Below are 12,313 nucleotides of genomic sequence, written 5' to 3' on the forward strand. Positions count from 1 at the left end.
TGCCTCGGGGCATGATGGTGGGATGGCCACGCACAGTATCGGCACCGACATCATGGAGAAGCTGTCGCGGCCGACTCGCGAGTGGTTCAACGGCGCATTTCCGGCCCCCACGTCGGCGCAACTCGGTGCGTGGTCGTCCATTTCCAGCGGATCGCACACCCTGGTGGTCGCGCCGACCGGCTCGGGCAAAACGCTGTCGGCATTCCTGTGGGCCCTCGACGAGCTGGCCCAACTGGGTGCGGACAGCACCCGCAAGACCAAGGTGCTCTACATATCGCCGCTCAAAGCACTCGCAGTGGACGTCGAGCGCAACCTGCGAGCTCCGTTGGTCGGCATCACCCAGACGGCCAAGCGTCTCGGTCTGAACCCGCCGGAGATCTCCGTCGGAGTCCGCTCGGGCGACACCAGCGCTGCCGATCGCCGGACCATGATCAAGACTCCGCCCGACATCCTCATCACCACTCCCGAGTCCCTCTTCCTCATGCTCACCTCCGCGGCGCGGGACATCCTGGCCGAGGTCGACACGGTGATCGTCGACGAGGTACACGCCGTCGCAGGCACCAAACGTGGCGCGCACCTCGCAGTGTCCCTCGAGCGGCTCGACGCGATGCTGGACAAGCCCGCGCAACGCATCGGCCTGTCCGCGACGGTGCGCCCCCACGAGGAAGTGGGCCGATTCCTCGCCGGTGCCGCTCCCATCGAGATCGTCGCCCCACCCGCACCGAAGACCTTCGACCTGACGGTTCAGGTGCCCGTGGAGGACATGACCGAACTCGGCGTCACCGACCCGAATGCGGACACCTCCGCCGCTCCCCCGGCTCAGGGATCGATCTGGCCGCACGTCGAGGAGAAGATGGTCGATCTCATCCTCGAGCACAAATCGTGCATCGTCTTCGCCAACTCCCGCCGGCTCGCGGAACGCCTGACCGCGCGGCTCAACGAGGTGTACGCCGAACGTATCGGCGGCGGAGTCGATACCGAGCACAAACCACCATCTCAGGTAGGCACCGCATCCGACGTCAACCACGGCGCCGATCCTCTGCTGGCACGGGCCCACCACGGGAGTGTCAGCAAGGATCAGCGCGCGCTGATCGAAGACGATCTGAAGACCGGTCGTCTGCGCTGCGTTGTGGCCACCAGCAGCCTGGAGCTCGGAATCGACATGGGCGCAGTCGATCTGGTGGTCCAGGTCGAGGCACCGCCGTCGGTGGCCAGTGGCCTGCAGCGCGTCGGTCGCGCCGGCCACCAGGTGGGCGAGATCTCCAAGGGCGTGCTGTTCCCCAAGCACCGCACCGATCTCATCCATTGCGCGGTCACCGTCGAACGCATGACGTCGGGCAAGATCGAGGCCCTCTTCGTCCCGGCCAATCCCCTCGACGTCCTCGCCCAGCAAACCGTCGCAGCGTGCGCACTCGAACCCATCGACGCCGAGGATTGGTTCGAATCAGTCCGTCGCACCGGCAGTTTCGCCACTCTGCCCAGATCTGCCTACGAGTCGACACTCGACCTGCTCTCGGGCCGTTACCCGTCGGACGAGTTCGCCGAACTACGGCCACGGCTCGTGTGGGACCGCGACGCCAACACTCTCACCGGCCGTCCCGGGTCGCAGCGACTGGCCGTCACGTCCGGCGGTACCATCCCCGACCGCGGCCTGTTCACCGTCTACATGGTGGGCGAAAAGCAGTCACGGGTAGGCGAACTCGACGAGGAGATGGTCTACGAATCGCGAGTGGGCGACGTGTTCGCGCTCGGTGCCACCAGCTGGCGCATCGAAGAGATCACGCACGACCGGGTGTTGGTCAGTCCCGCATACGGCCAACCGGGCAGGCTGCCGTTCTGGCACGGCGACGGCCTCGGTCGACCGGCGGAATTGGGCCGGGCCCTGGGCGAGTTTCTGCGGAGCACCACCGACCGCAGCAACCTGGCCGAGCGGCTGAGCACCGACGGTCTCGACGCCAACGCGGTCAACAACCTGATCGCTTTGCTCGACGAACAACTCGAGGCCACCGGCCAGCTCCCCACCGACAAGACGATGATCGTCGAGCGCTTTCGCGACGAACTCGGCGACTGGCGATTGGTGCTGCACTCCACCTACGGTCAGCAGGTACACGCGCCGTGGGCCCTCGCGGTCGGCGCGAGGCTGATCGAGCGATACGGCATCGACGCCGCCCCCACCGCATCCGACGACGGCATCATCGTCCGGCTTCCCGATACCGACGACCAGCCGCCCGGCGCGGAACTGTTCGTGTTCGAGCGTGACGAGATTGCCGACATCGTCACCGAGCAGGTCGGTGGATCGGCATTGTTCGCGTCGAGATTTCGCGAATGTGCCGCTCGCGCACTGCTTCTGCCCCGCCGCAACCCCGGCAAGCGGGCACCGCTGTGGCAACAACGGCAGCGTTCGGCACAGCTGCTCGACGTCGCTCGTAAATACCCCACGTTCCCGATCCTGCTCGAAACCGTGCGCGAGTGCCTGCAGGACGTCTACGACCTCCCCGCCCTCGAAGACATCCTGGCCCGCATCGGGCGACGCCAGATCAGGATCGTCGACGTCGAGACGCCGTCACCGTCACCGTTCGCGAATTCGTTGCTGTTCAACTACGTCGGCGCTTTCATGTACGAGGGCGACAGCCCGCTCGCCGAACGCCGGGCCGCCGCACTGTCTCTCGATTCGGCGCTGCTGGCCGAGTTGCTCGGACGCGTCGAGCTGCGAGAGTTGCTGGACGACAGCGTCATCACCACCACCGAACTCGAATTGCAGCGACTGCCCGAGGAACGACACGCCAAGGACATCGAAGGCGTTGCGGATCTGCTGCGGCTGCTCGGTCCGCTGACCGCCACGGAAGTCGGACAGCGCACCAACGGCGACGAATTCCCGCAGTGGCTCGCCGAGTTGGCCGATGCAAAGCGGGCAATGGAAGTTTCGTTCGCCGGCCAGAACTGGTGGACGGCCATCGAGGACGCGGCTCGCTTGCGCGATGCACTCGGTGTTCCGCTACCGATCGGCACTCCCGCCGCGTTCATCGAGCCCGTCGACGACCCACTCGTCGACCTGATCAGCCGGTACGCCCGAACCCACGGACCGTTCACCCTCGACGACGCAGCCGCGCGGTTCGGCGTCGGTACCGCCGTGGTGCGTGACGTCCTGCGCCGACTGGCCGTCGACAAACGCGTCGTCGAGGGCGAATTCCGTCCCGGTGCAACGGGCAGCGAATGGTGCGACGCCGAGGTTCTTCGGCGATTGCGGCGGCGATCTCTGGCGGCGGCACGGCAGGAAGTCGAACCCGTGTCCACCGCCACGCTCGGCCGCTTCCTGCCGGCGTGGCAGCACGTGGACAGTCGCCGGTTGAGCGGCATCGACGGTGTGGCAACGGTCATCGAACAGCTTGCGGGCGTGCCCGTTCCGGCGTCGGCGTGGGAATCTCTCGTGCTGGCCTCCCGGGTGAGCGACTACAGCCCCGCCATGCTCGACGAGTTGACCTCCACCGGTGAGGTGTTGTGGGCGGGACACGGTGCGATTTCGTCGAAGGACGGCTGGGTGAGCCTGCACATGGCCGATACCGCGCCACTGACCCTGGTGCCTGCCGCCGAATCCGACCTGTCGGAGTTGCAGATTCGCATTCAGGACGCCGTCGCGGGCGGCGGTGCGTACTTCTTCCGGCAGCTGTCGGACACCGTCGGCAGCACCGACGACACGGCTCTGCAGGCTGCGCTCTGGGAGCTGGTGTGGGCCGGACGACTGAGCAACGACACGTTCGCGCCACTGCGAGCTTTGTTGAACTCGACGGCCACCCGCTCGGCTCCGAGTCATCGATCACCGCGTCGAACCCCGCGCCTGCGTTCCTACCGTCAGTTCGAGCGGCCGTCCCTGCCCACCCGCACCGGCCCACCGACGGCCGGCGGTCGGTGGTCACGGTTGCCCGAACTCGAACCGGACCTCACCGTCCGCGCTCACGCGACCGCAGACGTACTCCTGGAACGCTACGGCGTGGTGACGCGTGGTTCGGTCATGAACGAAGGGGTCCCCGGCGGGTTCGCCACGATGTACAAGGTGCTCACGGGTTTCGAGGATTCCGGTCGCTGCCGACGCGGATACTTCGTCGATTCGCTCGGCGGCGCTCAGTTCTCCACCTCCGACGTCGTCGACCGGTTGCGTAGTTACGACGAACCGAAGAAGAACGCCACTGCCGTGGTGCTCGCCTCGTGCGATCCGGCGAACCCGTACGGCGGTGCACTGCCCTGGCCGAAGGCCGGCGGCAGCGATGAGCCGGACGACACGACGAAGCATCGGCCCGGCCGCAAGGCGGGAGCGCTGGTCGTCCTCGTTCGCGGTGAGTTGACGATGTTCGTCGAACGTGGCGGGAAGTCGGTGCTGACCTTCGGCGACAACACCGAGGACATCGCTTCTGCAGCAACGGCATTGGCGACCACGGTCAAGCGCGGCGGGGTGGACAAGTTACTGGTCGAACGGATCAACGGTCACGACATCCACGGCACGGACTTCTCCAAGACGTTGACCGCGGCCGGTTTCTCGGCGACTCCCCGCGGACTACGCCTGCGGCGCTGAGGCACCGCACCACTGACGAAGAAGAGAACCGAAGAACGAGAGAGGACGTAGATGCCCGAGGGCGATACCGTCTGGCGCGCCGCCAACACTTTGCGGGCAGCGCTCAAGGGCCAGCAGCTCACTGCCTGCGACATTCGTGTACCCCGTTACGCCACAGTCGACTTCACCGGCGAAACGGTCGAGTCCGTCGCGTCGAGGGGCAAACACCTGCTGATCAGAGTGGGCGGCTACTCGATCCACTCGCACCTGAAGATGGAAGGCACCTGGCACGTTTACGCACTGGGGGCTCGCTGGCGTCGTCCGGCCTTCCAAGCTCGGATCATTCTGAACACCGAGAAGGCGCAGGCCATCGGATTCGAGCTGGGCGTGCTGGAGATCCTCGAGAACGAGGACGACGCTGTCGGCTATCTCGGACCGGATCTACTCGGACCCGACTGGGACCCAGGTGTCGCCCTGACCAATCTGGAGTCGGACCCCGGCCGACCGATCGGCCTGGCCCTGCTCGATCAGCGCAACATAGCCGGACTCGGCAATGTCTACCGCAACGAGATCTGCTTCCTTCGCGGTGTCGATCCCCGCACGCCGGTCGAGGACTCCGGAGACCTGAAGAAGATGATCGACCTGTCCTTCCGCACCATCACCGCCAACAAGAATCGCAATCAGCGCGTCACCACCGGGGATCGTCGCGCGGGCCGTCATTTCTGGGTGTACGGCCGTGAGAACAAGCCGTGCAGGCGGTGCGGTACCACCATCGAGTTCGGACTGATCGGCGACAACCCACTCGAAGAACGGCAGATCTACTACTGCCCGCACTGCCAACCTCGAGGTGTGGCGAGATAGTCCTGTTCGTGGTGTCCTTTTCGGCGAACCCCGTTCGTCCTTCGTATGTAGGTCGGCGAACGGCGCAGACCACGACGAATCGTCAGGAGCTCACCATGACCGCATACGCAGCCATCGTCTACACCCACGATGCCGACTGGACCTCGCCCGACGTGGCCGACGAGATGGCCGAATACGGTGCATTCAGCGCCTCGGCCGGACCGGCGATCACCGGCGGCGCGGTCCTGCACCCCACGTCCACCGCCACCACGGTGCGTGTGTCGGGCGGCAAAGGCGGTGACGTCCTGACGACGGACGGTCCGTTCGCCGAAGCAAAAGAGGTACTCGCTGGGTTCTTCCTCCTCGAGGCACCGGACCTCGACGCGGCGATCGCGATGGCGGCGCAGATTCCCGCGGCGTGGAACGGAGCAATCGAAGTCCGGCCGGTCATCCCGATGGCTCAGTGAGCACACCGGCCGAGCAGCTGTCGGCCACGATCCGTGACGAGGGTCGCCGAGTGTTGGCGACCCTCGTCCGCATCACCGGCAGTCTTGCCGTAGCCGAGGATGCGGTCTCCGAGGCCGTGGTAGCCGCACTCGACCACTGGCCTCGATCGGGCGTCCCCGACAACCCACGAGCGTGGCTCACGACCGTCGCGCGCAACAAGGCTCTCGACATCGTCAGACGCGAGGCCGGCCGCAGCGTGAAGGAGCGAGAGGCAGCGAATCTTGCACTGCTGAACCAAGATTGGCGTGAGGAAGACGAGGACTCGATCAGCGACGACATGCTGCGGCTGGTGTTCACCTGCTGCCACCCGGCGCTCTCCGTCGAGGCACAGGTGGCGTTGAGCCTGCGCACCCTCTGCGGGCTCGCCACGGTCGACGTCGCCCGCCTGATGCTCGTGCCGGAAGCCACGATGGCCAAACGGCTCACACGCGCGAAGAAGAAGATCGCCGCCGCCAACATCGCGTACCGAGTACCGGACTCGGCGGAGTTGCCGCAACGACTCGACGCGGTGGCCACCACCGTGTATTTACTGTTCACCGCCGGGCATCTCGGGGGCGAGACGCTGATGCGGCCCCAGCTGTGTGACGAGGCAATTCGCCTGGCTCGCCTCATGATCGAGCTCATGCCGGACGAGCCATCCCTTCGAGGACTACTGGCACTGATGCTGTTCACGGACTCGCGCCGGGCTACGAGGATCGACGAGGAGGGCGGCCTGGTCAGGCTCGAAGACCAGGACCGATCTCGCTGGAATCGGGAGGCGATCGAGGAGGGCATGCAGTGGGTGGGCAGTGCACTACGTCGCAGCGACACCCGACCGAACCGGTACACCGTTCAAGCAGCCATCGCGGCATGTCACTCCGGCGCGGCAACCTACGCCGACACCGACTGGTCTCGGATCGTCGAGCTGTACGACGTGCTGTCCGGGGTGGAGAACACTCCGATCGTGGCACTCAACCGAGCGGTGGCCGTCGGGGAAAGTCGAGGTCCTGCCGCCGGACTCGAAGCACTCGATGCCATCGCCTCGCTGGGCGGGCATTATCTGTGGCATGCCTGTCGAGCTGTGATGCTGGACCGACTCGGCCGAGCGGAGGAGGCCAGAAGTGCACGAACAACCGCTCTGTCTCTCGACCCGTCGCCGGCGGAAAGGGCGTTTTTACGCGCGCAGCTCGAATCGCCGGTCGGTCCCGACCAGCACCGCCCGGGCAAAATCTGACGGCTCACTGTCAGGTGAGACCAAGCCTGCTCACAGCTTCGCCGATCACCATGGATCGTATGTTGACACTTGCGATACTCACCCTGCTGGTCATGGCTGTCTCCGGCGCGACGGCTGCTCGCGCACCGCGGACGCTGGTTCGGGTTCCGTGACTCAGAGGGTCCGGACGGGTTCGAGAATTTCCTGACGCGCTTCGGGGGCGACGACGCGCAGAGCGTCGGCAGATTCGTCGTCCGGCTGACGCTGCGACGCGATCTCGGCCTCGACCCGAGCCCGGTACGTGTCGACCTCACGGTCGACCGTGGCCTCGTCCCAACCCAGGATCGGGGCAATGAGTGCGGCGACCTGACCCGCGCAGTTCATCCCACGATGCGAGTACTCGATGGAAATCCGGGTGCGCCGCGACAGCACGTCCTCGAGGTGCAGTGCGCCCTCGGCCGCAGCGGCATAGACCACCTCGACCTGCAGATAAGCGGGCGCGTCGGTCAACGGTTGCAGCAGTTCGGGTTTGCCGTCCGCCATGGCCAGCACCTCGTCGATCAGCGAGCCGTATCGGTCCAGCAGATGAGTCACTCGGTGCGGATGCAGCCCGTGTACTTCGCCCAGGTGCGGGGCCTGATTGACCAGCGCGAAGTAACCGTCCGCGCCGACGAGCGGCACCTTCTCGGTGATCGACGACGCCACCCGCGCCGGGATGTCCTCGGCCGCGAGATCCACTGCGTCCTCGGCCATCACCCGGTAGGTCGTGTACTTGCCACCTGCGATGGCAATGAGTCCCGGTGCCACCCGCGCCACCGCGTGCTCACGGGACAGCTTGGACGTCTCGTCGCTTTCACCCGCCAGTAGCGGCCGCAATCCCGCGTAGACGCCGTCGATGTCGTCGTGCGTGAGCGGCGTGACGAGCACCCCGTTGACTTCGCCGAGAATGTAGTCGATATCGGCTTTGGTCGCGGCAGGGTGCGCGAGATCGAGGTTCCAGTCGGTATCGGTGGTGCCGATGATCCAGTGCGCGCCCCACGGAATGATGAACAGCACGGACTTCTCGGTGCGCAGAATGATCGCGGCTTCGCTGACGATGCGATCGCGCGGCACCACGATGTGCACACCCTTCGAGGCCCGTACTCGGAAGCGACCACGCATGTTCGACAGCGACTGTATTTCGTCGGTCCACACGCCCGTGGCGTTGATCACCACGTGCGCACGCACCTCGGTGGTGGCCCCGGTCTCCGAATCTCGCACTCGCACACCGGAAACACGGTCGGCTTCACGGAGGAACCCCACGACCTGAGTGGATGTACGCACCACTGCGCCGTAGTGGGCTGCCGTTCTGGCGACGGTCATCGTGTGCCGCGCGTCGTCGACGACGGTGTCGTAGTACCGAATTCCGCCGATCAGCGATTTCCGTTTGAGGCCGGGCGACATCCGCAGGGCACCCGAACGGGTCAGATGCTTCTGTTGCGGAACCGATTTGGCACCGCCCATCCGGTCGTACAGAAAGATACCCGCCGCGATGTACGGGCGCTCCCACCCCCGATGGGTGAGGGGGAACAGGAATTTCAGCGGTTTGACCAGATGCGGCGCGAGTGTGGAGAGCGAGAGTTCACGTTCGTGCAGCGCCTCACGGACGAGTCCGAACTCGAGTTGTTCGAGGTAGCGAAGGCCACCGTGGAACATCTTGGACGAGCGAGAGGACGTGCCCGACGCGTAGTCACGCGCCTCCACAAGCGCCACCTTCAGGCCTCGTGTTGCCGCGTCGAGCGCGGCACCCGAACCCACGACGCCACCGCCGACGACCACGACGTCGAATTGTTCGCGTCCGAGCTGGTCCCACGCCTCCACCCGTTGGGTGGGTCCGAGGAACTTCGTGTTCGATCGGTTGCTCACTGGGCGCTCCCTGTCCTCGAAAATTCCTCGCGATGTCTCCCACGTCAGGCTACCGCCCCAGGTCGGCCAAGCGCAGAACCAGCGCAGCCTGGTCTGCGGTTCAGCTTCGCCGTGTCATCGACGCATGTGCCGCGCTCAGCCGCCGCACTGCCTCGTTCAGCACCTCCGGTGTGGAGCCGGCGAAGCTCAACCTCAGCGAGTGGCGGAAGTACTCGGCCGACGTGGACGTTGCAGCGCGCACGAACGCGCTACCCGGCACGAACGCGACGCCGTGCGCGAGCGCCGCAGCGAGCAGCTCGGTGGTATCGGTCCCGTCGCGAAAGGTCGCCCATGCGAACATTCCACCTGTGGGTCGCGAGACGTCCAGCGCCGAACCGAATTCCCCGGACAGAGCGCTCATCAATGCGTCTGCGCGACAACCGTACTCACGCCGAAGATCGGTCAGGTGGTCCGCCAGCCACCCGGTGTCGCCCAGCATGTCCGCTGCCATCAGCTGTGTCAGCGAGGAACCGCACAGATCGGCACCCTGTTTGAGCAGTTCCACCGCCGCGCACACTCGGGGCGGGGCAACGAACCATCCCACGCGCAGAGTCGGCGCCAGGATCTTCGACGCGCTCGACAACCTGACGACACGATCGCTGTGACACGCGATCGGCAACGGGGACGGTCCGGATTCAATTGTGTCGAACCAGATCTCGCCGTACGGATCGTCCTCGATGATCCAGAATCCGTACCGGTCGGCCAGGGCCGCGAGTCGGCGACGGCGAGCCTCGGTCATCGTCACGCCGCGGGGGTTGTGAAAGTTGGCGACCGTATGGACCACCGCGGGCCGCAGGCCGGCGAGCAGCCGCGCTTCGAGCTCGTCGACATCCATCCCGCCATCGGTGATGGGGATGGATTCGATCTGCGCCTCGGCAATCGAAAACACCTGCAGCGCTCCGGTATACGCCGGTTCGTCGACCACCACGACGGCACCCGGGTCGATCAGCGCCTGCGCGAGCAGTGTCAAGGCCTGCTGCGATCCGTGCGTCACGACGACGGATTCCACCGGAACGGTACCCCCTTCGCGTGCGAGGGTTTCCCTGGCTGCAATGACGCGGCGCAGGGCTCGGTGGCCGGAGGTCTCGCAGTACTGCACTGCGTCGGAGTGTCGCAGCACTGCGTCCGCTGCGGCAGCGATGCGGTCGACCGGTATGAGATCTGTGGCCGGTAAACCGCCGGCCAGGCTGATGATCTCGTCGCGAGCGGTCAGGGCCAGAAGGTCGCGGATGGCCGAGCTGTCGAGTGTTGCGGTGCGTCGGGCCAAGCCGGCAAACGGATGAATCGAAGACATGAAAGAGACTCCAGGGCAGCAGGGACGGGAAGAACGGCCCGCGGATCCGCAGAGTCGAAGAGAGAGCGGACGGGTGTGTCCGCTCTCTCGACTATGTCATGTGCGTCCGAAATATGAAACGCGTTTCTCACATTGCGAGATCAGTCCAGATCGTCGTGCGCCATCAGCTGGCGCGCGGCCTCGATGACCGAACCCGACAGCGACGGATAGACCGAGAACGTGTTGGCCAGGTCGTTCACCGACAGATTGTTCTGCACGGCCATCGCGATCGGAAGAATCAACTCCGATGCGCTCGGAGCAACCACCACACCACCGATGACCACACCGGTGGCGGGGCGACAGAATATTTTGACGAAACCACGCTTGAGACCACTCATCTTCGCTCGCGGGTTGGTCGTCAACGGCAACATCACCGTGCGTGCCGGTACGTCGCCTGCATCGATCGCGGACTGTGCGACGCCGACCGATGCGATCTCGGGCCGCGTGAACACCGCCGACGCCACGGTCTTGAGCTTGATGGGACTGACGGCCTGGCCCAGGGCGTGGTACATCGCGATGCGTCCCTGCATCGCGGCCACCGACGCCAACGGCAGCAGACCCGTGCAGTCACCCGCCGCGTAGATGCCCGCGACCGCGGTACGAGACACGCGGTCGACACGCAGGTATCCACCCTTGTCGAGCTCGATCCCGACCTTCTCCAAACCGAGTCCCGACGTGTTCGGGACCGATCCGACGGTCATCAGCGCGTGGCTGCCCTCGACGGTGCGCCCGTCGGACAGCGTGACGACGATACCGTCGTCGGTGCGGACGACCGAGTCTGCGCGGGCGTGCTTGACGAGGGTGACGCCACGTTCGTTGAACGCGTCTTCGAGCACAAGGGCAGCGTCCTCGTCCTCGTGCGGGAGGACGCGATCGCGGCTCGATACCGCGGTGACCTTGACGCCCATCTCGGTGTAGGCCGAGACGAACTCGGCACCGGTCACACCGGATCCCACGACGACGAGGTGTTCGGGCAGTGCTTCGAGGTCGTACAACTGACGCCAGTTGAGAATGCGTTCGCCGTCCGGCTCGGCACCCTTGACGACGCGGGGGCGCGCTCCGGTGGCGACGAGGACGACATCGGCGTCGAGAATCCGCTCCTCGCCGTCGGCCAACACCGCCTTGATCTGGTGCGAGGCCAATCCGACGTGCGTGTCGATCATCTCGGCGCGACCGGCCAGTATTTCGACGCCCACCGAGGTGACCCGGTGCGCGATGTCGGTGGACTGCGCCTGCGCGAGGCTCTTCACTCGCGAATGAATCTGGGGCAGCGCGACGGCTGCCTGTGATGGGTCGAGTGAGATTCCGAGGTCGCTCGCGCGACGCATCTCGGTGCGAATGCCGGTCGAGGCGATGAACGTCTTCGACGGCACGCAGTCCCACAGAACGCAGGCACCACCGATGCCGTCGGAATCGACGAGCGTCACCTGTCCGCCGTGCTGCGCCGCCACCAATGCTGCTTCGTACCCTGCCGGACCACCACCGATGATCACAATCCGGGTCATTGATCCTCTTCTCGCGTGCTGAAATCTTTGTACTGTGTCACGTCAACGGTATTGCAGTGTCCGGTTCCGCGCGTCGGTAAGGCTAGCTTCACTCCACCCGTCGCTCGGCGTACCTGCGACGACGCACCGAAACACCACCACGGGGCGTCAACGGGCAGCGATACGGTTTAGGCTGGCCGACGTGCCAATTTATGCCGCCTACGGATCGAACATGCATCCGGCAGAACTTACGTCTATGGATAGATTCAGTACGAAAGACTAACAGGCTCAGGGTGAATGAACTTTATTTTCATTTGACCCCGGCGATGCAGGATGGACTTCTCGTACTCTATGTAGGCCCATCATGGCCTTGTAGATGATCTAGTCAACGTTGACCACGACAACGGTCCTTGCGGTTGATGTTGAGCAAAGTTGTCGATGGTGCCCCATCAAGTCCTGGCACAGGG

General features: G+C 65.3%; 7 protein-coding genes. 4 read left to right on the forward strand and 3 right to left on the reverse strand.

The features are described 5' to 3' along the window. Nucleotides 1-22 precede the first annotated feature (22 nt). From CH262_RS12445 to CH262_RS12460, 4 genes are all read left to right on the forward strand, one after another. Nucleotides 23-4,567: an ATP-dependent helicase gene (locus tag CH262_RS12445; protein WP_032387050.1), complete on the forward strand. Its 4,545-nt coding sequence runs from the start codon at nucleotides 23-25 to the stop codon at nucleotides 4,565-4,567. A gap of 51 nt (nucleotides 4,568-4,618) precedes the next feature. After that, nucleotides 4,619-5,407, forward strand: a complete 789-nt coding sequence (locus tag CH262_RS12450) for a DNA-formamidopyrimidine glycosylase family protein (RefSeq protein WP_094717677.1) — start codon at nucleotides 4,619-4,621, stop codon at nucleotides 5,405-5,407. Between the two features lie 95 nt (nucleotides 5,408-5,502). Next, nucleotides 5,503-5,853, forward strand: a complete 351-nt coding sequence (locus CH262_RS12455) for a YciI family protein (RefSeq protein ID WP_032387049.1) — start codon at nucleotides 5,503-5,505, stop codon at nucleotides 5,851-5,853. Continuing rightward, a complete protein-coding gene (locus tag CH262_RS12460; protein WP_032387048.1) occupies nucleotides 5,850-7,106 on the forward strand; it encodes an RNA polymerase sigma factor in 1,257 nt (418 codons plus the stop codon). Before CH262_RS12455 ends, CH262_RS12460 begins: the two co-directional genes overlap by 4 nt. Before the next feature lie 153 nt (nucleotides 7,107-7,259). Here the strand turns inward: CH262_RS12460 and CH262_RS12465 are convergent, their stop codons facing one another. The 3 genes from CH262_RS12465 to CH262_RS12475 all read right to left on the reverse strand — a co-directional run bounded on the left by CH262_RS12465 (nucleotide 7,260) and on the right by CH262_RS12475 (nucleotide 11,867). Continuing rightward, a complete protein-coding gene (locus tag CH262_RS12465; protein ID WP_027496443.1) occupies nucleotides 7,260-8,990 on the reverse strand; it encodes a glycerol-3-phosphate dehydrogenase/oxidase in 1,731 nt (576 codons plus the stop codon). A gap of 100 nt (nucleotides 8,991-9,090) precedes the next feature. Then, a complete protein-coding gene (locus CH262_RS12470; protein WP_094642959.1) occupies nucleotides 9,091-10,323 on the reverse strand; it encodes an aminotransferase-like domain-containing protein in 1,233 nt (410 codons plus the stop codon). Nucleotides 10,324-10,463: 140 nt separating this feature from the next. After that, entirely contained in the window at nucleotides 10,464-11,867 is a 1,404-nt protein-coding gene (locus tag CH262_RS12475) for an NAD(P)H-quinone dehydrogenase (RefSeq protein WP_027496441.1), read from the reverse strand. Nucleotides 11,868-12,313 lie beyond the last annotated feature (446 nt).

This window comes from Rhodococcus sp. 05-2255-1e, from assembly GCF_002259025.1.
Lineage (GTDB): Bacteria > Actinomycetota > Actinomycetes > Mycobacteriales > Mycobacteriaceae > Rhodococcoides > Rhodococcoides fascians.